Source organism: Paracoccus broussonetiae (assembly GCF_031854425.1).
GTDB lineage: Bacteria > Pseudomonadota > Alphaproteobacteria > Rhodobacterales > Rhodobacteraceae > Paracoccus > Paracoccus broussonetiae.
The window spans coordinates 60,444-84,044 of record NZ_JAVRQI010000020.1 but is presented as its reverse complement, the minus strand read 5'-3'; the positions used below and the strand labels follow the sequence as shown (position 1 = coordinate 84,044).

The following is a 23,601-nucleotide window of genomic DNA, read 5'->3' as shown; positions in this document are numbered from 1 at the left end:
CGTCGCCGTCTCGGTGAAGGCGTATCTAGGGACTCCCAATCACCCTTGCAAGAAGAAAATCACAGCGAGGGAAATTTTCTTCCTGGCACCCACAACAGGGGCAGCGTCCGCTGCGAACTCTGCGAAGCAAGGTGGCGCCCCATCCCCTTCTGCTGTCATCGCGTCGGTCTGCCGGGCCCTTACCTGGCGACTTTCCACAGCTTTGCGGCTAGCCTCAATGTCCTTCGACCACCATTGCGAGGGATCATGGCTGTCTACATCGCGCTTCTTCGCGCCGTGAATGTCGGCGGCACCGGCAAGTTGCCGATGAGCGAATTGCGCAAGACCTGCGAGGAGATCGGCTTTGAGGATGTCCGCACCTACATCCAGTCCGGGAATGTCGTGTTTCGGACTCGCATGGCAAGGGATGCAGCGGCGACGGCCCTGAAGAACGGCCTGGCGGCGCGGTGTAGCAAGCCGGTGGGCGTCATCCTGAGAGAAGCGGAGGAACTGAGACAGCTGATCCGGGAGAATCCCTTCCCGACGGCAGCGCCGAACCGGGTCCTGGTCCTTTTCGTTGAACACGATGCGCCGCTGGATCGACACGACATCGGCAAGGGCCGCAAGGATGAGGAGGTCGCTTTCGGAAGACACGAGGTCATCATCCATTATCCCTCCGGCATGGGAACCTCGCGCCTGCGACTGGCCGCTATGGCGATCGGGACGGCGCGCAACCTGAACACCATCGCAAAGCTTGCCGAAATGGCGCATGACAAGACGTGACCCATCAGCCTTCGGCGCGGGCACAGCCAATGCAGGGCACTGGCTTCCATGCGCCGCGTTCGACCGGATGCCTGAGACCTGCCATTGCCATCGGCGCGGGCGTCATGACGAAAGCAAGGATAAGACACGCCCCCACGGCATGGCGACGCCATCAGTTGGATGAGCGCGCCCTGCCGCCGTTAAGACAAAGCGATCAGCCGGGCAACGTGACGACGATAGCGCGACGTTCAGTCGCCACGACCGTATGTTCATATTGCACGACCGGCGCGCAGGGGTCGCTGTAAAGGGTCCAGCCGTCCTCGCCCTCGCTGGCCCAGCGGCCGCCAGTGGAAAGGAAGGGTTCGACCGTCAGGACCAGTCCCTTGTCGATACGACGCCTTTCGTCCCGCATTGGCCAGGTCGCGATTTCCTCGGGGTATTCATGCAGGGAACGGCCGACGCCGTGGCTGGCAAGATTACGGATCAGGGTATAACCGCGGGCTGTGGCGAAGCGGCCGATGGCCTGCCCGATTCCCGCCAGAGGCTTACCCGCACCGACCTGCGCGATCCCGATCTGCATCGCCCGCTTGCCGTCGCGACATAGGCGATCAAGCTGCGTCCGCTTCGGCGAAAGACAAAAGCTGGCACCGGTATCGGCGAAATAGCCGTTCTTCGATGCGGAAACGTCGATATTCACCAAGTCTCCCGGCGCGATCACCCGATCGCCGGGGATGCCGTGGGCGATTTCCTCGTTCACGCTGATGCAGGTCGCGCCCGGAAAATCATAGCTCGCCTCGGGCGCAGACAGCGCGCCTTCGCGTTCAAGCAAAGACCGACCGATTGCGTCCAGTTCGCGGGTCGTCATTCCCGGCTCCATCGCCCTGGACATTGCATGCATGGTGTTGGCGACGATTCGGCCGATCTCCTTCATGCCGTCCAGTTCGTCTTCCTGCGTGATTGTCATGCGGCGTTCCATCAATGGCGGCGATCAGGCGCGCCACACTAATCGGAAAGCGCGGAAATGTCAGGCCCCGGGTCAATTGCCCTGTAGCGGCAGGGCTTTTTCAGGTTGGCAGATCCCTCGGGCGTGGCATGACGACGCGCGACGAAAGGGTGACTTGCTTTTTGCAAGAATGGCTTCATCGCATTGCACCCCCCGGACGAGGGGTCTAAGGACGCCCCATTGCCCTTGGGCATTTCCCACCCATAAGCCATCGGCAGGAAAGACCAATATGACCGATCTTCCCGGATATCCCAGCCGTCGTGGATTCCTGAAGGGGTCCGCCGCAGGTGTCGCTCTGGCAGGCCTGGCCGTCTCGGCCAAAGCCCAGCCCGTCGAACCTCCGGCGCCGCTTGAAGACTATGATTGCCAATATTTCACGCCCGAAGAATGGGCTTTTGTGATTGCCGCGACCGCGCGGCTTATTCCGTCCGAAGGTGACGGGCCCGGCGCCATCGAGGCGCGCGTGCCGGTGTTCATCGACGGCCAGCTTGCCGGCGATTTCGGCCGCGCGGACGACTGGTACATGGTCGGCCCGCATGATCCGTCCGCGGATCCGCTGCTGGGCTGGCAAAGCCCGCTGAACCCGGCCCAGATCTACCGCCAGGCCATCCCCGCGTTCAACGCGTGGTGCGAAGCGCAGCATGGCAAGGCGTTCATCGCACTGGATGACGCCCAGAAGGACGCGGCGCTGACCGCATTGCAGGAGGGCGATGTCGGCCTGCAGGCCGAATTGCGCGATTTCTTCACGATCCTGCTCGCCAATACCAAGGAAGGCTATTTCGCCGACCCGATGTATGGCGGCAACCACGGTATGCAGGCCTGGACCCATATCGGCTTCCCCGGCGCACGCGCGAGCTATCGCGAATGGGCGACGCGCCACAATATCCGCTACCCGCTCGGGCCGGTTTCCATCAAAGGCGAGAGGGCATAAGCGATGGCACGTCAGGAAAAGAAAAAAGACGTCGTGATCGTCGGCCTAGGCTGGACCGGCTCGATCCTTGGGATGGAACTCGCGCAGGAAGGCCTGGACATCGTCGCGCTTGAGCGTGGCCATGACCAAAGCACGGTGCCGAATTTCCAGTATCCCCAGATGATCGACGAGCTGCGCTATGGTGTGCGGCTGAAGATGATGCAGCGCGCCAGCCAGATGACGGTCACCGTGCGCCGCAACGAGGCAGAGACCGCCCTGCCCTATCGCAGCTTCGGTTCGTTCCTGCCCGGCAATGGCGTCGGCGGTGCGGGCACGCACTGGAACGGCCTCAACTGGCGTCCCCAAGCCGAGGAAATGCAACTGCGTTCCTATGTCACCGAACGCTGGGGCGCAGGCATCATCCCTGAGGACATGCTGCTGGCCGACTATCCAGTCACCTATGACGAGATGGAGCCCTTCTTCGACCGCTTTGAGCGTGTCGCGGGCATCTCGGGCCAGGCGGGCAATCTCAAGGGCCAGAAGATCGACGGCGGCAACCCATTCGAGGGCTGGCGGTCGCGTGACTATCCCATGCCCCCGATGCCCACGACCTGGGACGGACAGAAGTTCGCGGATGCCGCGAAGGCGATGGGCTATCACCCGTTCAAGGCACCGGGCGGCATCGCCTCGACCGGCTATGTCAACGAATACGGCATGCAGATGGGCCCTTGTAACCTCTGTGGCTTCTGCGAGCGCTTCGGCTGCTATCAGTACTCGAAATCCTCGCCGCAGACGACCATCCTGGACGCGTTGAAGCGGATGCCGAACTTCTCGTATCGCACCGAGTCCGAGGTGCTGCGCGTCGAAATGGCACCCGACGGCAAGACCGCGACCGGCGTGACCTATTTCGATGAGAAGACGCAGGAGGAAGTGTTCCAGCCCGCCGACATCGTGATCCTGTCGTCGTTCCAATTGAACAACGTCCACCTGATGCTCGTGTCGGGGATCGGTCAGCCTTATGACGCCATGACCGGCGAAGGCGTAACCGGGCGCAGCTATGCCTATCAGATGACGGGCGGCGTGACGATGTTCTTCAAGGACGAAGAATTCAATCCCTTCATCGGTACCGGCGCCAACGGCATGTCGATCGACGATTTCGGGGTGAATCAGATCGATTTCGGCCGCGAAGGCTTCATCGGCGGCGCCTATTGGCGCTCCGGCACGACCAATGGTCAACCCATCCGCTCGATGCCGCTGCCCAAGGGCACCCCGGGCTGGGGCGCGGATTGGAAAAAGGGCATCAAGGAATGGTACGGCCATTCGATGTCCATCGGCTCGCATGGCTCGCACATGGCCTATCGGACAAACCACCTGGATCTCGACCCGACCTACAAGGACCGCCACGGCCGGCCGCTGATGCGGATGACCTTCAACTGGAACCCCAATGACCTTCGCATGAACCAGTTCATGAAGGGCAAGATGGAGGAACTGGCCAAGACCATGGGCCCCGACCTGATGCAATCGGCGTTCAAGGGCGACGGCACGCAATATGACGTCCGTCCGTATCAGACGACGCACAATACCGGCGGCCATGCCATGTCGTCCAACCCGCGCGAAGGTGCGGTCAACCGCTATTCGCAGGCCTGGGACAAGCACAACGTCTTCGTCACCGGTGCAGGGAACTTCGTGCAGAACACCGAATACAACCCGACCGGGCTTGTCGGCGGGCTGGCCTATCACACGGCCCACGCGATCCGCACGCAGTATCTGTCGAACCCCCGCCCGCTGATCTGAGGAGCCAGACGATGAAAAAATCTCTTCGCATCGTCGCTGCGCTTGCGGCGGTCGGCGTCGTTGGCGGGCTGGCCTTTGCCTTCGTGCCCACGCAGATCACCGGTCCGTCGACCCAGCTGCCGGATGATTGGAAACCGGCCGAGGGTCAGGGGAAATACGCCATGTATGCCTCGGACTGCATGGCCTGTCACACGGCGGATGGCGGCAAGTCCTTTGCGGGAGGGCGCGCAATCGCAAGCCCGATGGGGACGATCTGGTCGACGAACATCACCCCGGATCCGGAAACCGGAATCGGAAACTGGACGCTGGATCAGTTCCGCGCCGCACTTCAGGACGGCATTCGCGCGGATGGCGCCCATCTTTACCCGGCCATGCCTTACGAGAATTATCGCAAGCTGACCGAGGAGGACGTCCGCGCGCTTTACGACTACTTCATGCATGAGGTCGAGCCGGTCCAGAACAAGGTCGAGGAAACGAAGCTTTCCTTCCCCTTCAACATGCGTTTCGGCATCCGGGCATGGAACTGGTTGGCGCTGACGCATGACGCGGGCTTCACCCCGGCCACCGGCAAGACCGAGATCGAAGAGCGTGGCCAGTATCTGGTCGAAGGCCCTGCGCACTGCGCCGCCTGCCACAGCCCGCGCAATGCGCTGATGGCACAGGACGGCGTCAGCGCAAGCGACGCGAACTTCCTGGCCGGCGGCGTCGTCGGCGGCTGGAACGCTCCGTCGCTGCGCGGTCCGAACTCGGCAGCCCAGAAATGGGATGCCGCAGACATGGCGGCTTATCTGGCAACGGGTCGGAACATCCATTCGACCGCCAATGGTGAAATGGGGCTGGTGGTGCAGCATTCGCTGCAACACCTGACCGACCAGGACAACCTGGCCATTGCCGCCTTCCTGAAGGGGCTCGACGGTGCGCCGGCCGATCTGCCGGAAAGCTTCGCGGCAAAGGAAAGCCTGGCCATGCCCGCGCTTGACGCGGACGAGGCGGGCAAGGAAACCGAGAAGATGCTGACCGAAGCCGCCCCCGACATGGCACTGGGTCCGCGGCTTTACCTCGACAACTGCGCGGCCTGTCACTTTGTTTCCGGCAAGGGCGCGCCCGAGATCTTCCCGGAGCTTGCGGGCAATCACCTGGTCACCGGCTCGGAAGTGGAACCGCTGATCTCGGTGATCCTGAACGGTGCGCAGGTGCCTTCGACCGCCAAGCGGCCGATGCATCTGGTCATGCAGGGCTATGCCGATCGCATGAACGACGATGAAGTTGCCGAGCTGGCAAGCTTCCTGCGCAAGGGCTGGGGCAATGACGCAGCGGCCGTGACCGCCGCCGACGTGGCCAAGGTGCGCGAGAAGCAGGTTCACTGAACCACGCCTGAAAGTCGGAAAACCGCCCTGCCCGAAAGAGCAGGGCGGTTTTTCATTGGCTCCGGCGCGGCGTCTGCGGATCACATAACGTCGAAACGGATCCTCCGGTCAGGTCAGCGATTGCGGGTATCGACCGGATAGGCGGTGCTGAAGCGGATCCGCTCCATCGAGAAATGCGATGTGACGTTCTTGATCGGCACCGCATCGGTCAGGCGCTTGTAAAGCCGATCGAAGGAATCCATGTCGGGCACGGCAACGCGCAGCATGTAATCCATGCGCCCGGCCATGCGATAGACCTCCATCACCTCGGGAAGCTGCGCCACGGCTTGGGTGAACTCTTCGCGCCATTCATGGGAATGGTTCGGGGCCTCCACCTCGACAAAGACCAGGATGCCGAAGCCCAATTTGCCGGGATCGGCCAGGGCGACGCGCCCGGTCAGCACCCCCAGAGTTTCAAGCTTCTGGATACGTTTCCAGCAAGGTGTCTGCGAAAGACCGACCTTTTCCGCAATCTGCGCAATGGGCAGGGTCGCGTCCCGCATCAGCTCGGCGACGATCTTCCGGTCGATCAGATCCAGACTCTGCATTCCTTCCCGCCTTCCCCCAGTTCGGCACAACCGGGTGCACTATCCTCCGTTTTATCACTATTGTCGATAGGGTGAGTCGTGTATAATGTAGTTATGTGCAGCGCCAGATCGTGGAGGATCGAAGCGAGATGAGCAGACCCAACGTGACGAATGGAACCGCCCCGAATGCCGAAGGCGAACAGTTGTTCGCGGTCAGGCTGATTGATCGCCGGACCGGAGAGGTGCCAAATTTCAACGGGAATCCGCTGAGTGTACTGACAAGATCCCCCCGCGCCGCGATCGCCGACCTGCTGAGCGGGCGCAACCAAAAGCTGTGGCGCGCCGAGGTCGAACCAGTCGGATCCCCTGCCCTGCATCAGAGCCGCGGGGTCGCTTTCTAGCGTCGCGGCAAGAGAAGGGAAATTTCCCCCGCAGGCATCACAGGGAAGGCAGATCCTGCGAGACGCAAAAGGTAAACATCCGGCAACTATAGAGTTTTTTCGACTTCAACCATATGATTTCAGAATGTTCCGGCCGCCGGCTCCTTACTCCGGTACCGGCCTTTCCCGATCGGGATTGCGAATGTGGTGACTTTTCGGAGGCGCGCGATGCGGATCATCAGGATTTCCGAAATTCTTCACGACGAAGGCGTGACGGGCCTGTACTCGCGGCTTCGCTTTCCCAAGGCGGCGTCGGGCGGCTGGTCCCCCTCTCCCATCACGCCCGAGGTTTCGGTCACTGGTGGCCGTCCCGACCTGCAGGACCGTTTGCGCTGCGTCTTGCGCCGCGCCGGTCGGCAGGTGATCCGGGATCGGCGCGGGCACGAATTGACCCGCTTTCACATCGACCCCGCGCTTGGCCCCTTTGAATCCTATGGGTCGAACGACATCCTTGTCCTATCGCGCAAAGCCGGTCCGCATCTGGACCAGATCGTGCAGCACGGCAAGTCGGCCCAGGCTGTGGTCGAAATGTGCCCCGAGCGTTATCAGAAACTGGCGGCGGCCGGGATGGGGCGCGACCGTCTGTTCCTTGCGGTTGGCGGACTTGATGGCTTTGCGCTTGGCATCTATCGCTTCTTGCTGGCGGCGCGGGCGGTCGAACCGGACGCTGTCGATTGGCGCTCGATGGTGCCGGATTTCCAGGTCGGGCATGACCGCATGCCGCGCCTGTGCCTCAGCTTGGGAGAGGTGAAGTTCCGTCGGCAGTTTTTCCTGCAGCAGGGACCGCGCGGTTTCGTGATCTGCGACGGGCTGCGGCAGGATCCGGGCTGGATCGGCGCCGCCATGGGCTATCGCGCAATGGCCCAAGCCTGCCTGGCCAGAGGGATCGGACAGGCGATCTTTTGCGAAGACGACGTCGAGATCGCACCGGATTTCGAGATCCGGTTGGAAAAGGTCATGGCCTATCTGAAAAGTCGCGACTGGGACGTGTTCTCGGGTCTGTCGACCCATGTGCGGCAGGGCTATCATGCCGAACAGGTCGAAAGCTTTCGTGGCGAGACATTCCTGCACCTGAACCGCACCACAGGCATGGTCTTCAACATCGTCAACCGCCGCGCGCTGGAGCGGCTGGCCGCCTGGCGCTATGACGAACATGGTCGGCAGGGCATCACCATAGACGCGCACCTGGAATCGATGCCGGGATTGCGGGCGGTGACGACCATGCCTTTCCTGGTGGATCACTGCGATGCCCTGTCCTCGACCGCCTGGGGATTCAGCAATCGCAGGTATCGGGGCATGATCACGAACAGCCAGCAGCGACTTGCCCAGATGGCGGCGGCACGTCTGGGTGACGCCACCGCCGCGATCTAGCGAAGGACCAGGTCGCGGTGCCAGCGGAACAGCAGCGCCAGCCCCAATCCGAACAGCGACGCGGCGACCAGCGCGACATAGGTCGGCTCGACATATTCCGCGCGATAGGTGGAATAAAATCCGCTGCGGTTCATGCCGACGATATGCACCACCGGGTTGAACCACAGGACATTCCGGAATCCCTCGGGCAATGAATCGAAGGGGATAAAGATGCAGGACAGCAGGAACAGCGGCCGTGTCGCGATGGCCAAGATATTCGACCAGATCGGAAACCTGCGCATCAGGAAGCAATTCATGCAGCCGACCCCAAGACCCAGCCCGGCGGCCATGAAAAACGCTGTCACGATCTGCGGCAGATTCAGGATCAGCTCGACCCGGTCGTAAAGCACAATGCCGATGATCACCGTCGTGAAGACGATGGCATGGACGACGCAGGACAGCGTGAACCGCGCGAAGATCGCATCGGTAAACGTCACGCCGGGATAAAACAGAAGCTGTTTCGAAAATGAAAGCGATTGCGCGATCTTGCGGGCGATATCCAGAAACATCAGAAACGGCAGCAGCCCGGTCGCATAGAAAAGTGCGAAGCTGGATCCGACCGGCGGCACCCTGACGGCAAGCGAAAAGATCACCGTCAGCAGCGCGATCCCCCCGACCGGCTCGAGAATGGCCCAGACAAAACCACCAGGAGACTTTCCATAGGATGTGGCCATTTCGCGAAAGATCAGCGCCCCCAGCGTGCGCAGTCCCCGGGTCCGGCTCAACGGGTGGCGGCGGGCGCGGCTATTCATCATCATCCTCGTCCACGGCGCCGCCCATATTGGCGGTGTGGGTGGCGATGGCCTCTTCGACATCGGGGAAATAGGTCAGCCGTCCCTGATGAAGCACCGCCGCCGCGTCGCAGATCGAGCGGATCATACTCATCGAATGGGACACCATGATGGCGCCGCTGTTGAGCAGGCGGTTGCGGAAATAGGCCTTGCTTTTCTCGCGGAAATACCCGTCGCCGACGCTGGTCACCTCATCGACAAGATAGGTGTCGAAATGGATCCCCATCGACACGCCAAAGGCGAGCCGCGACCGCATCCCGGAGCTGTAGTTCCTGAACGGCAGATAAAGGTGATGCCCCAGATCCGAAAACCGGGCGACGAAACCCAACAGCCCCTCGGCGTCGATGTCATAGACCCGCGCGATGAAGCGCGTGTTCTGCGCGCCCGTCAGATCGGGGTGAAAGCTGCCTGAGAAGCCGACCGGCCATGATACGGTCCCGGTCGTGACCACGTTGCCCCGGTCCGGCCGGACCACGCCGGCGATCATGCGCAGCAGGGTCGACTTCCCCGCGCCATTATGCCCCAGCAGCCCGATGGCGGTGCGATCCGGAAAACTGACATTGATGTTTCTGGCCACCACGGTCGTTCGCCCATTGACCGTGAAGCTTTTCGACAGGTTCTCCAGCCGGATCATGATGCCCGATCGCGGTTGCTGATGCCGATCAGAACGACGCTGAGCCAGCCGATGAAGATGAAGACCGTGGCAAGCAGCGTGATCGTGCCCCGACGCGGGCGGGTCGCGGCTTCCGGCAGCGATGGCTGCACGAATGTCGCCAGATATCGGTTGTCCTGCTCGGACTTCGAACGCGTGGCTTCGACCCCCGCAAGAGCCAGGGAATAGCTCTTTTCGGCCAGTTCCAGATCGAGTTGCAGCTTGGTATAGCCGTCAAGCACGGCGCTGAAGCTTAGCGCGCTGCCTTCGGCCCCGATATAGCTTTGCTGTTCATCCTGCAGGCGACGGCGCAGCACGTCGATGCGCTTCTGTGCCTGAGCCAGACGGATATCCGCGGTGCCCTGTTCGCGCAGTGTCTCAAGCTGGATGATCGCCTCGGTCAGTTCCTGCGACAGACCCGCGATGACTGCGGAGTTTATGTTCAGCGCCGCCTGCGGGTCCATCAGGCGGTGCTCGTCGCGAAACCGTGCAATGGCGACGCGGGCCGCGCTCAGGCGCTGCTCGGTTTCCGCAAGATCGCGCTCGGCGTGCCGCAACGAACTGTCGCGCGCCTCGTCCGAGACCGCGTTGACCAGCCGCGCCGCCGCATCATGCACGGCCACCGCAATCCTTTGTGCGTCGTCAGGGGCAAAGGCACGGACATGGATCCCGATCATCCCGGTGGCGGAATCGACGCTGATCGTCGCCATGTGCCGCCAGTAATCGACCAGCTCCTCGCGCGTCGCGTCCTTCTTCAGGGCAAAGACCGGGTCGCCCGCCGCCCGTGAATAGATCGCCCGCAGATCCACCGTGCGGTCCAGATCTGCCACGAAGCCAGGGCTGCGCAGGTATTCGTACAGCATCTTTGCGTCGGTGGTGGCATTTCCCGCCGTCGATAGTCCCAGTCCCGCCAGCATTCCAAGGTTGGTCGACTCGTCGTCACGGACGACGAAGGACACCTCGGAAACGAACTGGTCCCGTGCAATCGCGAACATATAGGTGGCGACAAGCCCGGCGGGCAGCAGGAAACCCAGCACAAAGCTTAGGCCCACGATGCTGTGCCGCAGACGCCATCCCGCCCGCGCGACCGGAGGTGGGATGCGAGGGTTGGCCGAACGCACTCGCGGCTGAAGGGGGGTCTCAAGATCCTTCATGACCGCGCTGCCCGTCGTTCTGCCGGACGCCGCTCGACCCGGTCATACAGGGCCACGGCATCGTGCAGTGCCGCCGTCACTTCGTCCATCGCGGTTTCGGAAATGCGGTCATGCTCGACAAGGTCCAGAAGTGCACGGCGGCGCAGGTCCGGGCCGATCGGGATCGGCATTCGTTCGGGCAACCCGATCCCGGCCGCATAATCGCGATATTTCACCTGATCGCCGTGGACCGCGTTTTCGTGCCCTTCGAAAGTGACAAGCGCGACTGGGATGCCGTAGGCATGGCAGGTGATATAGACATGCATCGCGCTGGTCAGCACGGCATCGTATTCATGCAGTTTGTGGATCAACGCCAGGATGGCGTCCCGGCCGGACCTCAGGATCGAGAGTTCGTCGACATGCTCGGGCATCCGCAGCGGAATTGACCGGTGCGAAAAGTGGCGGACCAGCGCGATCCGGCCATTGCTGTTGGCGGGATGGGGATGCGGAAACAGCCTTGGCAGGATTGCAGCCGGATCGCCGAAGCGCTCGACCTTGGGACCGCCCGCCGCCGCCACCGCCTGCGCGGAATACGGTCCGCGCAGCGAAATATATGTCGCGTCCGGCGCCAGCGCCGCATCGCTGCGGCTGATCCCGGTCCCGACTAGGATCGACGAGGTCTGTGCGAAGCGCCCGATCGAACCAAGGGCCATCAGATGCGGCGGTGCATCCGCCTCGTCATGGCGCTGAAAGCGGACGGGCCGCGCGGTCAGCTTGCCAAGGATCAGCGGTGACAGCCAATCGCCGTAGTTCCCCGGATAAGGCTTGTCCCACCAGTGCAGGCGCAGCGCGTCTTCGGACACTTGCCCGGCGTGCTCCAGGAACGCATTGGCGGCACCGATCACGGCAAGGTCGGTCGCGGCGGGCAATCGGCGGGCATCCATTGCCGCGATCCGGTCCCGCACTGCCTCGGCGCGCCCCTCTCGTGCCTCGTGGACAAGGTGATAGATGCTGTTCGGCGACAGCCCGCTGCCACCATTGCTGGTCGCCGGCAATGTGGGCGACAGGAACTCGGTAACGCCGATCCGGTCGGAAAGCCGCCGCAGTGGCCCAGCAATGCGCGACGGCAGGACGCCTTGCATCTGGCGTGCGGTCTGCAGGGCAATGGATTTGACCCCCGGCGCAGGTTTCATCGGGTTCGGCCGCGCCCGACGGTCATGCTGCGCGGCCAGCCCCTTGAACGTCGCGACATTGCCGCTGGAGCCGAAGAAGAAGAAGGGACGCGCGCCCGTTCCATCCTGCGCAGTGCGTCCGCCCAGCATCGAGGCCGGGATCACCTGAAAGCTCAGTCGGTCTGCGTTGCGGCGCCACGCTTCTTCGAAGAAATAGTCGTCGGTGGCACGAATGGACATGCTGGCCGAGGCACGCGCCGCGTCCGAGATATAGGCGCGGGCAGCGGGGGTCGTGTTGATCCCCCAGAAGCACGGTTCCCAGAAGCGCGCGCTGTGCCCATATCCGATCCGCAGCGGAGTATTAAATCCGCGCTGGAACCCTATGATATCGGCGGAAAAATCGGCAACAAATCCGGGCAGGTAATCGATGTCGCAATCGATGTCGATCCAGAAGATCCGCTTGTCAGGGTGATCCTCGCACACGGAATGAAGGAAGGGGATCTTCTTGCGGCAAAGTTCGATCCATTCCTCGCCGGGGGCCTTTTGCACCTCGGCGATGCGATGGGGTATGCCCAGCCCCGACAGCGAGCCGCGAAGCTGTTCGGCGGCTTCGGCGTAATAGTCGTCGGGCGTGTGGAACGAGCAGACAAGTATATCGTCGCGGCCCTGGGCCGACGGCCTGACCTGGGTTTCGATGGGTGCAGACACCGCCCGTGCTCCTCATGCTTGCGGCCGATTGTCCCGGCCTCTTGTAGCTTGGAATATCCGCCCGACGCCTGCGCCGTGCCATTCCAAAGCCCGGGCAGGAAATAGGACGCCATCCCCCTTTGGGGGGCCGGAAAGGAAATCCGCTGCTGTTTCGGCAAAAGCGCGCCGGGATTGGCGGTCGGAATCCCGACAGCCCGACAGCAGGTCGGGCCGGTTTTTCGCACCGGAGAGAGAAGAATGCCCCCCACTTTCCCCAGGAGGATGCATCCGATCGCGGGGTCAGGATCCGCCGAGTGCCCGCGACGCCGCGTCGAACGGGCTGGACAGGATGCGCCCGGTGGCGTCCAGCAGATAGGTGCCGGCCCGCCGCAAACCGCCACCGTGATGATCTTCGGCGGCGGCGGCATAGCGCGCGGCAAAGCCGATATAACGGTCATGGTTCAGGGCATCGGTCGCGGGCACGGCCGTGATATCGAAGATGCGCATCCCGTTCTGTTCGGCAACGGCCAGAAGGCGCGGGTCATTCAGGGGCGCGTTACCGACGCGAAGACGCCCGCCCGACAGACTGCCCGAGACTCCCAGCACGCGGTCGTCCGAGGAGACCAGCACCGCCATCGGAGTCCTCAGCGGTCCCACCACCTCGCTTTGCCGGCGGAAAACATCCATGTCGATATCCGGTGCCGCCAGCACGACGCGCAGCGGGTCGACGACATCGCCCCTGCCCTGCAAGCGCAACTGGCGCAACGTCTCCATCACCAGCCATGCGCCCATGCTGTGCCCGACCACGGCAATCTGGCGTTCGCCATGCCCCTCGCTCAGCCGGATAAGCAGCCGGGCCAGATCGTCGCGCGCATAGGTCGCGCCGTCGCGATCCGCCAGATAGCCAGTGGCGCGCGCATCCGAGGGCCAGGAGAACAGGATCGGCACCGCCCCCTCTCCGGTTTCGGCGCTGAGTTGGGCGACGCGGAACACCGCCTCCTGGTAGTTGTAGTTATAGCCGTGGACAAAAACCATGATCGTCTTGTCTCGTGACCGCGCAAGACGCGCGACCTCGGCGTCAAAGGCAGGCGCGCTCATCAGTCGCCGTCCGGTGGTGACGAAATCCTTCGACGGATCGGCATCCGGACCACTGACCTTGCCGTCCTTCTGTGCCGGCTTCGGGCGCGGCTGGAACATCAGCTGTTCATACGAGGCATCGCCCCGCCCGCTGCCGGGCACAGGTGGCGTACCCGCGCCCGGTGCCCGGTCGGTGACCGCGAACAGCGTGATCGGCGCAGGTCCGCCCGCCGGCTGGACCACGGGCTGCAGCGTTTCCGGTCCGGGACGGGCCGCACAGCCCGACAATGCCATCAACAGGATCAGGCTTGCCGAACCCGCGCGTCTCCGCCAGCAGGCAAGGGCGCGAAACCGGTCGGAGGATTGAGATAGACTGCTGTTCTTCATTTCGCCTGCCTTGTGCGAAATCGACTGTGGTGCGGACTTTCGGGAAATTCAATTCAATCCGGCAACCCGTTGCAGACGCCCGATCAACCCCACATCCCGCGCATCCTTTGCCCGATATCGATGACGGGCATTGTCGGCGATGGTCCCCCCGTCACGGGTGCCGCAGACCAGTGCATGACCTCGAACCGCTCCAGCAGATCGCGCGGGATAAAGCGGCTGCGCGCGGCATAGACGTGGCGATCGCCGCGACGGGTCTGCTGGGTGACGTAGAATTTCAGCGGCACGCCCAAGGTCAGGCGATCCTTGGCACGCGTCATCGCAACGTAAAGCAGCCTGCGTTCCTCTTCGATTTCGGCGGTTTGGCCGGTCCCCAGATCCGAAGGAATGCATCCATCGACGACGTTCAGGACGAAGACGGACTTCCATTCCTGACCCTTCGACGAATGGATGGTCGACAGGATCAGGTAATCCTCGTCCTTCAATGGAACGCCCGCCGGGCCGCTGGTGGCGTCGGGTGGGTCCAGCGTCAGGTCGGTCAGGAACCGCTCGCGCGACGGGCTGGCCGTGGCGATCTGTTCAAGCTGCAACAGATCGGCGCGCCGGAACTCGGCATCCTCATGGATGCGGTCAAGATGCGGGTCGTACCAGCAGCGGATCCGGGCCACCTGCTCAGGCCAGTTCCAGGGGGCAAGCGCATCCATCAGGTCGGGCCAACCGGTGCAGCGGGGCGGAGCTATGTCCCGAAGCGCCTGCAGCGGATCGCGATCGGACTGGATGCGGTCCAGCACCTTCCCCGCGCTGCCCGGCCCGATCCCCGGCAGCAATTGCAGGACGCGGAAACCCGCGACGCGATCCCGCGGGTTCTGGGCAAAGCGAAGAACAGCCAGCATGTCCTTGACGTGGGCCGAGTCGAGAAACTTCAGCCCACCGAACTTGACGAAGGGCACATTCCGGCGGGTCAGCTCGACCTCAAGCTGGCTGGAATGGCTGGAGGTGCGGAACAGCACGGCCTGCTGGCGCAGGGTCATGCCTGCTTCTCGATTGGCAAGAACCTGATCGACGAAGTGCCGCGCCTGCTCGGCCTCGCTGCCATAGGTGACCAGCCGCGGACGCTCGACCGATTCCCGCTCGGTCCACAGATCCTTGGTGAAGCGTTCGCGCGCGCCCGCAATCACCGCATTCGCAGCCGCAAGGATGGGCTGGGTCGAACGATAGTTGCGATCAAGCGTCACCACTCCCGCAGGCGGGCTGAACGCCTCGGGAAAATCAAGGATGTTGCGCACCGTCGCCGCCCGAAAGCCATAGATCGACTGGGCATCGTCGCCGACGACTGTCAGCCCCTGTCCGTCCGGTTTCAGCCCCAGCAGGATGTGGGATTGCAGGCGGTTCGTGTCCTGGTATTCGTCGATCAGCACATGATCCCACATCGCCCCCAGATGGCTGGCGAATGCCGGTTCATCGACCACCTGCGCCCAGGCCAGCAACAGATCGTCATAGTCCAGCACACCCTGAGCCTGCTTGGCGGCGACGTAATGACCGAACAGCCGCCGAAGCTCGGCTTCCCATTGCGCGCACCAGGGAAAGCGATCGCGCAGCACGTCGGCAAGCGGCTCATCGGCATTGACGACGGTGGAATAAATCGACAGGCAGGTGCCCTTGGTGGGAAAGCGTGCCTCGGTCCGGGACAGGCCCAGCTCGTGCCGGCACAGGTTCATCAGGTCGGCGGAATCCTCGCGGTCATGAATGGTGAAGTCCGGGTTCAGCCCGATCTGCAAGGCGTGTTCGCGCAGGATGCGGGCGCCGATCCCGTGGAATGTCCCGGCCCAGGTCAGGGCCTCAGCCGCAAAGCCCTGACCCATGGCCTGCATCGTGATCCGCTCGACCCGGCGGGCCAGTTCGCTGGCAGCGCGGCGCGAAAAGGTCATCAGCAGGATCCGGCGGGGATCGGACCCCGTCGCCAGCAGATGCGCGACGCGATGGGCGATGGTATTGGTCTTGCCCGAACCCGCCCCCGCAATGACCAGCAGCGGGCCGTTCCCGAACTCGACCGCCTGCCGCTGGCGGTCGTTCAGCTTTTCCAGATATCCCATGCCCGCCCCCGTTTTTCGGCAAGGTTAACCAATTCGGAACGGAAAGGGAACGCCCGATGGATCACTCGGCCGGGGTCGTCTCGCGCGCTGGAGGCAAGCCAGGGTTGCGAGGACTGGTCGGCGGGCTCGCTTCTGTCGTGACGGACAGCTGCGGCCCCAGTTCGGCCACCTCGGCATCCTCAAGATGGGAAATGGCGCTTTCACGGCGCCAGCCGCCATGCAGGTAAAGGGCGCCCGCCATCAGCATCGTCGCCACCATCGCGACCGGAAAGCTGAGCCACAGCGCATCGACACCCAGCCAGCCGCGCAAGCCAAGCGCGACTCCCAACCGAACCGGATAAAGCGAGATCGTCAGAATGATCAGCGGCCAGATCACCTGCCCATTGGCCCGGATGGTTCCGAACAGAACCATCGTGATCCCGAAAGCGATGAAGCCCCAGGTGGCGACATTCGCAATATGCTGCCCGATCGCGATGGCTGGGCTGTCCGCGCCCAGAAAAAGCGCCAGCGCATAGCGGTCGGCAAAGGCAAGTGCCAGCACCAGCCCGCCGGTCAGCAGAAAGTTCAACGCGATCCCGACACGCGTGATCCGCGACACCCTGTCCCAACGCCCCGCCCCGATATTCTGCGCGGCCATGGCGCTGACCGCCGCCCCCAGCGCCATCGCGGGCATCTGGACATAGGTCCAAAGTTGCTGGTTTGCGCCGAAGGCCGCCGTCGTATCGACGCCCTCACGGTTGACCAGCGACATCATCGTCAGCATCGCGCTGGAAACGACGACCATCTGCAAACCGATCGGCAGGCCCTTCGACAGCATCAGGCGCAGGATATGCGGCGCGGGGCGCAGCATCTGCAGTTCGGTTCCCGTCAGTCTCAGCGGGTGGCGGCGCAGGTAGACATAGACCAGCATCGCGACAAGGCTGGTATAGTTCGCAACTGCCATCGCAAAGGCCGATCCCCCGATCCCCATTTGTGGGAAAGGACCCTTGCCCAGGATGAACAGCGGGTTCAGGATCACGTCCAGCACGACCGCCAATGCCATGAAGATCAGCGGGGTCAGCGCATCACCCGCGCCGCGCAGCGCCATCATCAGCATCGTCTGCATCAGGATCGCTGGCATCGCCAGAAACGTCACCCGCAGGAAGGCGCGGGCGAGGGGCGTGATTTCAGGGCCGGTCCCCAGAACCGCCAGCAGATGCGGCGCAAGAAACCAGCCAACCACGGCGATCAGCACCGCCAGCGGGGCGAATGTTCCGACAGCGGTGCCGACAACCTCCTTCGCCTCGTGCATCGATCCTCGCCCGATCGCCTGCCCGATCAGGATCGTAGCCGCCATGCCGAAGCCAAAGACAAAGGCGGTCAGCAGGAACATCACAAGGTTGCCGTTGGTGGTCGCGGCCAGTGCATTCTCGCCCAGCAGATTGCCAACCCAGACCGCGTCGATCGACCCGTTCGCCGATTGCAGGACCGACGATCCCAGCGTCGGAAGCGCGAAAAGCAGCAGGGTCGAGGTGATCGGCCCCGTCGTCAGATCGGTGCGTGGCTTCATGTCCTGTCCCCTTGCGACGTCCAGCCAGAACGCCGGGCGGCGAAAGAAGTTCAGGCGGCACGCCCGTGTTTCCGCCCGAAGCTGGCCGCAAGCTTCGGGTAAATCGGGACGGCGTGCCAGTCCAGATGTCAGTCTTGCGCCGGGTGTTCGTCGGCGTCGACCGCCCAACCCTCGATCGCCGAGACAAAGGCGGCCAGCCAGGCATTCGTCTGGTGGCCATCAAGGACACGGTGGTCGATGGTCAGCGTGACATAGCACATTGGGCGGATCTGGATCGTGTCGACGCCTTCGACCTCGCGTACGACGACCCGCTTTTCCAGCTTGCCGATGCCCAGGATCGCGGATTGCGGCTGCTGGATGATGACCGGTGCCGCCAGAAGCGAGCCCGAGACTCCATGGTTCGAAATGGTGAACGTTCCGCCCGCCATGTCTGCCGGTGCAAGCTGGCCCTGCCGGGCTCGCGCAGTCAGGTCCTGAAGACGCGTCGCGACGCCGCGCAGGGACAGGTCCTGAACGTCGCGGATGACCGGGACGACAAGTCCCTTGTCCCCCAGCGCGGTGCCGATCCCGATATTCACCCGGTCGAAAACTTCCAGCCGGTCGGGGTGCCAGCGACTGTTCACCTGTGGCACCGCGCGCATCGCCCGCGCGGCGGCAAGGATGATATAGGGCGTAAAGGACAGCGCGATCCCAGCCGCCGCAAAACCATCACGGTGCCGCTTGCGATGGGCGGTCACGGCGCTGAAATCGGCCTCGAACACGGCAGTCACCTGCGGCGCCTCTGAGACCGAGGCCAGCATGTTTCGCGCGATGGCAAGTCGCATCCGGTCGTGGGGAACAAACCGGCCAGCATTGTTGCTGGCCACGGCTGCGGGCGCGTGGGCGGTTCGCGCCGCGGTCTCGACATCGGCGCGAGTCAGCCGGCCGTCACGACCGGTTCCTTTGATCGACGCCGGATCAATGCCAGTTTCCGCAAGCGCCCGTCGCACCGCAGGTGAGTGCCAGGACGACATGTCCCTTTCCCCTCCCGTGGGCGCGCCAGCGGGACCGGCAGGCGAGGATGGCGCCCCAGCGGACTCGTTCCCGACCTCGATCCGCGCCAGAACCGTTCCGGGGCGCGCCTCGGCGCCCGCTGCGATCAGGATCTCGCTCAGGCGGCCTGCCACCGGGGCGGGCACCTCGACCGAGACCTTGTCCGTCTCCAATTCGACCAGCGGGTCATCCTTGGCGACCAGTTCACCCACTTTGTGCACCCAGGCCGAAACTGTGGCCTGCGTTCCTTCCTGTTCAAGCGGCACCAGCACATCGACCATCTTAGAACTCCAGCAATTCGGTCAGCCGATCGCGGATCGCTGCGACCGAGGGCACGGCCCAGTCCAGAAAGGCCGGATTATGCGGGCTGGGGATGTCGGGCATGGTCAGCCGCGCCACCGGGGCGTCGAGATCGGTAAAGGCCTCGTCCGCGATCACCGCAGCAATCTCGGCGCCGAAGCCCGCCGTGCGCAGATCCTCGTGCACGATCAGGCAGCGATGGGTACGCGCGACCGAGGCAAGCACGGCCTCGCGATCCCAGGGCACCAAGCTGCGCAGGTCGATCACGTCGACCGACAGCCCCTGCGCGGCTTGTTCGCAGCGATCGACCAGCCCGCCCCAGGTGACGATGGTGGCCCGCTCACCTTGTGCGACCATGCGCGCCTTGCCAAACGGCAGGATATAGTCATCGCCGGGCCATGCGCGCCGCGCCCAAGCGTGGTCCAGCATCGCCCGATGCTCAAGGAAGATCACCGGATCGTTGCCGCGCAGCGCACCGCGCAGAAGGCCGGCCGCATCCTCGGCATTCGAGGGTACCGCGACCTTCCAGCCGGGACTGTGAACGAATGCGACCTCGTTCGTCTGGCTGTGCCACGGGTCGCCGCATTTGAAGAAGCCGACCGGCATCCGCACCACCATAGGCGCGGCAAAGCGGTTGTTGGTACGCCAGCGCATCGAGCCACAATCGTTCAACTGCTCGGTCGCGGGTTCGGCATACTTGCGGAACTGGATCTCGGGGACGGGCAGAAGACCCGCCAGCGCCATCCCGACCGCACGACCGATGATCCCTTCTTCGGACAGCGAGGTGTCAAAGACACGGGCAGCCCCATGGCGCTCTTGCAGACCCAGGGTGACGGCATGGACCCCGCCCTTTGGCCCGACATCCTCGCCAAAGATCACCATGCGCGGGTTGGCTGTCATTTCCTGGTCCAGCACGCGCCGAATGGCCGTGACCATGTTCAGGCGCTGCCCCTGCGGCCGGGGCGTGTCGTCCGCGGGTGGCGGGGTCCAGCCCTGCGGCATCAGACCGCCCACCTGCTGGATCTCGCCTTCGTAAAAGACATGCCCCAGGATCGAGGCAGGATCTGAAACCGGACGGGCCTCGGCGGCAATGCGTGCGGCCTCGACCGTCTGGGCGGCTCGGGCGATGGCAGCATCCCATTCGCTGGCGCTGATCCGGCCGGGGACAAGATGCGTGCGCAACTTAGGCCAGGGATCGCGTGCCTGCTCGGCAGCGACCAAAGCGGCGGGCTTATAGGCCTGGGTGTCCTGAAAGCTGTGCCCCTCCAGCCGGGGGACGGTCAGGCGCAGCAGCGCGGGGGCGCGCTCGTCGCGCACGAAGGCGACGGCGTCGGCGACAAGGCCTGCTGCTTCGGCCGGGTTGGTGCCATCGCCGGACAGGATCTTCAGGCCCTGCCACGCACCAAGATTGGCGGCAATGTTCCCGCCCGGCGTCTGCAGCGTCGAGGGGACCGAGATGCCGAAGCCATTATCCTCGACATAGAAAAGCATCGGCAGGCGTTTGGTGGTTGCAATGGTCAGCGCCGACCAGAACCCGTTCGAGGCGACCGCACCGTCTCCACCCAACACGACCGCGATCGAACGTCGATGCGCGCTCGATCCCAACACCTCGGCGTGGTACTCCAGCGCCTGCGCCCATCCTGCGGTAGGTGTGAACTGCGCGCCCACCCCGCCGCACATCGGCAGCGCAATGGTGCCTTCGCGGTTTGGGAAGTTGAAGACGACCCCGATGTCGCGCCCGTCGGAGTAACCACCCGAGCGCCCCATCGCAGAAGCCAGCGCATCGACCGGATCGACCCCCAGCGCCAGCAAAAGCGGCCGAGATCGGTAATAGCCGCAGACAGCGTCATGCGGACCATCAAGCTGCAATCCCAGCAGGATTTGGGCCATGTCGTGCCCGCGGGCCGAAAACTGATACAGAACCTTGCGTTCAGGGACGAGCCGGGTTTCTTCGATCTCGTCAAGCGCACGGCTTAGCGCCATGTGGCGCATGACCGCGCGCCAATCGACCTCGGGTGCTGCCGATCCGTGAACCAGTGCCGCTGCCTGTCGTGCCATGCCGTCCTCCTGCCCGCATTTGAAACCATTTTACGCGCAAGTGGTGGAACAGGCTTTCAATCGCTTCACTTCCAGGGTGAATATTGGTTCATTCAATTCACTCTTAGCCATGCAGTGAACCAAATGATCCAGATTGACGCGCTTGACCGAAAGATCCTTCGCGCCTTGCAGGAAGACGCCTCGCTGTCGAACCAGGAACTGGCCGAGCGTGTCGGTTCCTCTGCCGCATCCTGCTGGCGCCGGGTCAAGGCGCTGGAAGAGGCGGGCGTGCTTGGTCCTGCCGTCAGGCTTGTCGATCCCGCGCGACTGGGGCGGGGTCTGGACGTGTTCTGCCAGATCCGCATGAAGTCCCAGGGACGCGCCATGCGCGCCACCTTTGAAGAGTTCATCGAGGCGCAGCGCGACGTGGTCGAATGCTATTCGATCAGCGGTGACTGGGACTATCTGCTGCACATCGTCGCCGAGGATGTCGCTGATTACGAACGGGTACTGATGCACGGCATCCTGGATCACGAGGCAATCGCGAGTTCTTCCTCAATCTTTGTGCTGCGCCGCGTCAAGCACCGCACCGCCGTCCCGGTTTGATCCCGCGAACCATGTCGCTGTGATTGAGCCTGCGCATGGCCCATGGCAGTCATCGTTCCGGCAGCATCATTGGGCGGTCAGCTTCCCCGCCATCTTCGATCCGGTCAAAGACATGCTCGGACTTGCGCAGGAATTCCTCGCTGTCGAGCCAGTCAGCCAGCCGGTCCATCGTGGCGATGAATGCCCGAACCTCGGCCCTCGTCAGCGGCTCGAAGACCGCCTCGAGCCCGCGCTCGGACAGCAGGTCAGCTCGGGTGCGCGCATCCTGTCCGGCGGCGGTGATGAACAGGCCAAAGCGACGCGCATCCGACTGGTCGTTCCGGCGCTCGACATAGCCGCTTCGTACAAGGTTTTGGATCATGCGCGAAACAAGGCTGCGCTCCATCGCCGTCATGACCGTCAATTCGGCGAAGGTGGTTCCGGGGTCGTCCCCAATCAGCCTCAGCACCCGGATCGTGCGGATGTCGAGGCCGACAAGATTGACGAACCGGTCCTCGACTGAGCGGATGGATTCGGTGGCCAGCATGTTCAGTTTGTAGATCGCATTGCCCTGTCGAAAGCTTCGAGACCAGGTCTTTGCCATAATCATCCGCCCCGCCCGTGATCATCCCCATCTTGAGGATGAAAAGCGGAAGCTTCAAACATTTCCTTCGGGTATCAATAGCGGGTGGCCGCGCGGCGCTGCGCCCCTTGGGCCAGCAACCGCGCCGCCGCGCATCAACTGCGCACCGACTGTGCCAGTCGCTCCAGCCCCGCCATTTCGTCGGCGGTCAGATCGATCCCCTCGGCCAGCGAACGGGCACGGGCGGTGAAGCGGCGTTGCGAAGGCAGGCGCGCGCCCTGCCCCACGATGGCCTCGAACAGCCGCTCGGCCCGGTCGAAAGCAGCGCCGGGACGACCGGCCGAGAATTTCTCGGGCGACAGGGCGATGATCAACTCGCCATGGTGGGGCAGAAGATCGGTGCTGCCCAGGAAATCAAGGGCCTCTGGACTGGTCAGGTCGCCGATCATGGCCCCGGCAAGCAGTTCGATCATGGTCGAGATCGCGGATCCCTTGTGCCCGCCGAAGGTCAGCATCGCGCCTTGCAGGGCGCTTGTCGGATCGGTCGTGGGCGCCCCGTCGCCATCGATGGCCCATCCCTCGGGCAACGGGCTGCCGCTGCGGCGGTGCAACTCAATCTCGCCCCGCGCGGCGACAGATGTGGCAAAATCGAAGACATAAGGCGGCTTGCCCGGCCGCGGCCATCCGAATGCCAGAGGGTTCGTGCCCAGCAGCGGCCTGCTGCCTCCGGCAGGCGCGACGGTCGCATAGCTGGGGCACATTGCAAGCGCCGCCAGCCCCTGATCGGTCAATACCTCGATCTCGGGCCACAGGGCCGAGAAATGCGTGCAGGAATTGATCGCCAATGCCGCTATGCCCAGTTCCCGCGCACGAACGGCCAACACCGGCGCGCCGATTGCGAAGGCCGCCGGGGAAAAGGCCCCGCGCGCATCGACGCGGATCACCGCGCTGCCGTCGTCAGTCAGGACAGGCTCGGCCTTGCCCTGCACCTTGCCCGCGCGCAGAGTCCGCAAGCATCCCTCGATGCGATAGATGCCATGGGACTTGCAGGCATCCCGTTCTCCGGCGACGATGACCTCGGCGACTGTCCGTGCCTGCAGATCCGAAAGGCCGGCATCGGCAAGGATCCCGGTCACCATTTCGGTCAGGCGCGGCACACTCAGCGTGGTGGTTGGGGTCATCTTATCCCTCGCTCGTCAAGTCTTGCGTTTTCTGTGCATACTATTTGTATGCAAATTGGGCAACCCGCGCATTCCCCGCATTTGACTGCCCGTTTGTATACTTTATGTATTTTT

The 23,601-nt window shown here is 63.6% G+C and carries 20 protein-coding genes; 7 read left to right on the top strand and 13 right to left on the bottom strand.

The features are described 5' to 3' along the window. On the top strand, positions 1–762 hold a 762-nt coding region (locus RM190_RS20900; RefSeq protein WP_311761417.1), incomplete at its 5' end, for a DUF1697 domain-containing protein. Positions 763–955: 193 nt separating this feature from the next. On the opposite strand, the gene map is transcribed toward RM190_RS20900, so the two are convergent. Beyond that, positions 956–1,705 (bottom strand): type I methionyl aminopeptidase, encoded by a 750-nt coding sequence (gene map / locus RM190_RS20895; protein ID WP_311761416.1) that lies wholly within the window; start codon positions 1,703–1,705, stop codon positions 956–958. A 268-nt stretch (positions 1,706–1,973) separates the two neighbouring features. Between map and RM190_RS20890 the strand changes: the two genes are divergently transcribed. The 3 genes from RM190_RS20890 to RM190_RS20880 are packed head-to-tail and all read left to right on the top strand — an operon-like array spanning position 1,974 to position 5,815. After that, complete coding sequence (locus RM190_RS20890; protein ID WP_311761415.1) at positions 1,974–2,675, top strand: gluconate 2-dehydrogenase subunit 3 family protein; 702 nt, start codon at positions 1,974–1,976, stop codon at positions 2,673–2,675. A 3-nt stretch (positions 2,676–2,678) separates the two neighbouring features. Continuing rightward, complete coding sequence (locus RM190_RS20885; RefSeq protein WP_311761414.1) at positions 2,679–4,448, top strand: GMC family oxidoreductase; 1,770 nt, start codon at positions 2,679–2,681, stop codon at positions 4,446–4,448. Positions 4,449–4,459: 11 nt separating this feature from the next. Next, the gene (locus RM190_RS20880) at positions 4,460–5,815 is read left to right on the top strand and encodes a cytochrome c (protein WP_311761413.1); all 1,356 of its coding nucleotides are present in this window, start codon (positions 4,460–4,462) and stop codon (positions 5,813–5,815) included. A 113-nt stretch (positions 5,816–5,928) separates the two neighbouring features. On the opposite strand, the gene RM190_RS20875 is transcribed toward RM190_RS20880, so the two are convergent. Beyond that, entirely contained in the window at positions 5,929–6,402 is a 474-nt protein-coding gene (locus RM190_RS20875; protein ID WP_311761412.1) for an Lrp/AsnC family transcriptional regulator, read from the bottom strand. A 128-nt stretch (positions 6,403–6,530) separates the two neighbouring features. Here RM190_RS20875 and RM190_RS20870 point away from each other — a divergent pair, with 128 nt between their 5' ends. After that, positions 6,531–6,782, top strand: a complete 252-nt coding sequence (locus tag RM190_RS20870; protein ID WP_311761411.1) for a hypothetical protein — start codon at positions 6,531–6,533, stop codon at positions 6,780–6,782. A gap of 207 nt (positions 6,783–6,989) precedes the next feature. Further along, on the top strand, positions 6,990–8,192 hold the full coding sequence (locus tag RM190_RS20865; protein WP_311761410.1) for a hypothetical protein: 1,203 nt from the start codon (positions 6,990–6,992) through the stop codon (positions 8,190–8,192). Here RM190_RS20865 and RM190_RS20860 read toward each other — a convergent pair. The 9 genes from RM190_RS20860 to RM190_RS20820 all read right to left on the bottom strand — a co-directional run bounded on the left by RM190_RS20860 (position 8,189) and on the right by RM190_RS20820 (position 21,159). Continuing rightward, on the bottom strand, positions 8,189–8,983 hold the full coding sequence (locus RM190_RS20860) for an ABC transporter permease (protein WP_311761409.1): 795 nt from the start codon (positions 8,981–8,983) through the stop codon (positions 8,189–8,191). The two genes, RM190_RS20865 and RM190_RS20860, sit on opposite strands and share 4 nt — an antisense overlap. Then, positions 8,976–9,656, bottom strand: a complete 681-nt coding sequence (locus RM190_RS20855; RefSeq protein ID WP_311761408.1) for an ABC transporter ATP-binding protein — start codon at positions 9,654–9,656, stop codon at positions 8,976–8,978. Before RM190_RS20855 ends, RM190_RS20860 begins: the two co-directional genes overlap by 8 nt. Beyond that, positions 9,653–10,828, bottom strand: a complete 1,176-nt coding sequence (locus tag RM190_RS20850; protein WP_311761407.1) for a hypothetical protein — start codon at positions 10,826–10,828, stop codon at positions 9,653–9,655. The genes RM190_RS20855 and RM190_RS20850 overlap by 4 nt, the downstream gene beginning before the upstream one ends. Then, positions 10,825–12,687, bottom strand: a complete 1,863-nt coding sequence (locus RM190_RS20845) for a polysaccharide pyruvyl transferase family protein (protein ID WP_311761406.1) — start codon at positions 12,685–12,687, stop codon at positions 10,825–10,827. The genes RM190_RS20850 and RM190_RS20845 overlap by 4 nt, the downstream gene beginning before the upstream one ends. A gap of 279 nt (positions 12,688–12,966) precedes the next feature. Next, complete coding sequence (locus RM190_RS20840) at positions 12,967–14,130, bottom strand: alpha/beta hydrolase (protein WP_311761405.1); 1,164 nt, start codon at positions 14,128–14,130, stop codon at positions 12,967–12,969. A gap of 83 nt (positions 14,131–14,213) precedes the next feature. After that, a complete protein-coding gene (locus tag RM190_RS20835; protein ID WP_311761404.1) occupies positions 14,214–16,220 on the bottom strand; it encodes an ATP-dependent helicase in 2,007 nt (668 codons plus the stop codon). A 61-nt stretch (positions 16,221–16,281) separates the two neighbouring features. Beyond that, the gene (locus RM190_RS20830) at positions 16,282–17,769 is read right to left on the bottom strand and encodes an MATE family efflux transporter (protein WP_311761403.1); all 1,488 of its coding nucleotides are present in this window, start codon (positions 17,767–17,769) and stop codon (positions 16,282–16,284) included. Between the two features lie 128 nt (positions 17,770–17,897). Beyond that, the gene (locus RM190_RS20825; RefSeq protein WP_311761402.1) at positions 17,898–19,082 is read right to left on the bottom strand and encodes a dihydrolipoamide acetyltransferase family protein; all 1,185 of its coding nucleotides are present in this window, start codon (positions 19,080–19,082) and stop codon (positions 17,898–17,900) included. A 1-nt stretch (position 19,083) separates the two neighbouring features. Next, entirely contained in the window at positions 19,084–21,159 is a 2,076-nt protein-coding gene (locus RM190_RS20820; protein ID WP_311761401.1) for an alpha-ketoacid dehydrogenase subunit alpha/beta, read from the bottom strand. Between the two features lie 123 nt (positions 21,160–21,282). Here RM190_RS20820 and RM190_RS20815 point away from each other — a divergent pair, with 123 nt between their 5' ends. Next, positions 21,283–21,744 carry an Lrp/AsnC family transcriptional regulator gene (locus RM190_RS20815; protein ID WP_311761400.1) on the top strand — a complete coding sequence of 154 codons (462 nt, stop codon included), beginning with the start codon at positions 21,283–21,285 and terminating at the stop codon, positions 21,742–21,744. Positions 21,745–21,793: 49 nt separating this feature from the next. On the opposite strand, the gene RM190_RS20810 is transcribed toward RM190_RS20815, so the two are convergent. Then, entirely contained in the window at positions 21,794–22,327 is a 534-nt protein-coding gene (locus tag RM190_RS20810) for a MarR family winged helix-turn-helix transcriptional regulator (protein WP_311761399.1), read from the bottom strand. Positions 22,328–22,461: 134 nt separating this feature from the next. Continuing rightward, positions 22,462–23,487, bottom strand: a complete 1,026-nt coding sequence (locus tag RM190_RS20805) for an Ldh family oxidoreductase (protein WP_311761398.1) — start codon at positions 23,485–23,487, stop codon at positions 22,462–22,464. Positions 23,488–23,601: the final 114 nt, after the last annotated feature.

Coding starts and splice junctions, on each gene's coding strand:
- map (WP_311761416.1), bottom strand. CDS start 1,705: ATGACAATCACGCAGGAAGACGAACTGGACGGCATGAAGGAGATCGGC.
- RM190_RS20890 (WP_311761415.1), top strand. CDS start 1,974: ATGACCGATCTTCCCGGATATCCCAGCCGTCGTGGATTCCTGAAGGGG.
- RM190_RS20885 (WP_311761414.1), top strand. CDS start 2,679: ATGGCACGTCAGGAAAAGAAAAAAGACGTCGTGATCGTCGGCCTAGGC.
- RM190_RS20880 (WP_311761413.1), top strand. CDS start 4,460: ATGAAAAAATCTCTTCGCATCGTCGCTGCGCTTGCGGCGGTCGGCGTC.
- RM190_RS20875 (WP_311761412.1), bottom strand. CDS start 6,402: ATGCAGAGTCTGGATCTGATCGACCGGAAGATCGTCGCCGAGCTGATG.
- RM190_RS20870 (WP_311761411.1), top strand. CDS start 6,531: ATGAGCAGACCCAACGTGACGAATGGAACCGCCCCGAATGCCGAAGGC.
- RM190_RS20865 (WP_311761410.1), top strand. CDS start 6,990: ATGCGGATCATCAGGATTTCCGAAATTCTTCACGACGAAGGCGTGACG.
- RM190_RS20860 (WP_311761409.1), bottom strand. CDS start 8,983: ATGAATAGCCGCGCCCGCCGCCACCCGTTGAGCCGGACCCGGGGACTG.
- RM190_RS20855 (WP_311761408.1), bottom strand. CDS start 9,656: ATGATCCGGCTGGAGAACCTGTCGAAAAGCTTCACGGTCAATGGGCGA.
- RM190_RS20850 (WP_311761407.1), bottom strand. CDS start 10,828: ATGAAGGATCTTGAGACCCCCCTTCAGCCGCGAGTGCGTTCGGCCAAC.
- RM190_RS20840 (WP_311761405.1), bottom strand. CDS start 14,130: ATGAAGAACAGCAGTCTATCTCAATCCTCCGACCGGTTTCGCGCCCTT.
- RM190_RS20835 (WP_311761404.1), bottom strand. CDS start 16,220: ATGGGATATCTGGAAAAGCTGAACGACCGCCAGCGGCAGGCGGTCGAG.
- RM190_RS20830 (WP_311761403.1), bottom strand. CDS start 17,769: ATGAAGCCACGCACCGATCTGACGACGGGGCCGATCACCTCGACCCTG.
- RM190_RS20825 (WP_311761402.1), bottom strand. CDS start 19,082: ATGGTCGATGTGCTGGTGCCGCTTGAACAGGAAGGAACGCAGGCCACA.
- RM190_RS20820 (WP_311761401.1), bottom strand. CDS start 21,159: ATGGCACGACAGGCAGCGGCACTGGTTCACGGATCGGCAGCACCCGAG.
- RM190_RS20815 (WP_311761400.1), top strand. CDS start 21,283: ATGATCCAGATTGACGCGCTTGACCGAAAGATCCTTCGCGCCTTGCAG.
- RM190_RS20810 (WP_311761399.1), bottom strand. CDS start 22,327: ATGGCAAAGACCTGGTCTCGAAGCTTTCGACAGGGCAATGCGATCTAC.
- RM190_RS20805 (WP_311761398.1), bottom strand. CDS start 23,487: ATGACCCCAACCACCACGCTGAGTGTGCCGCGCCTGACCGAAATGGTG.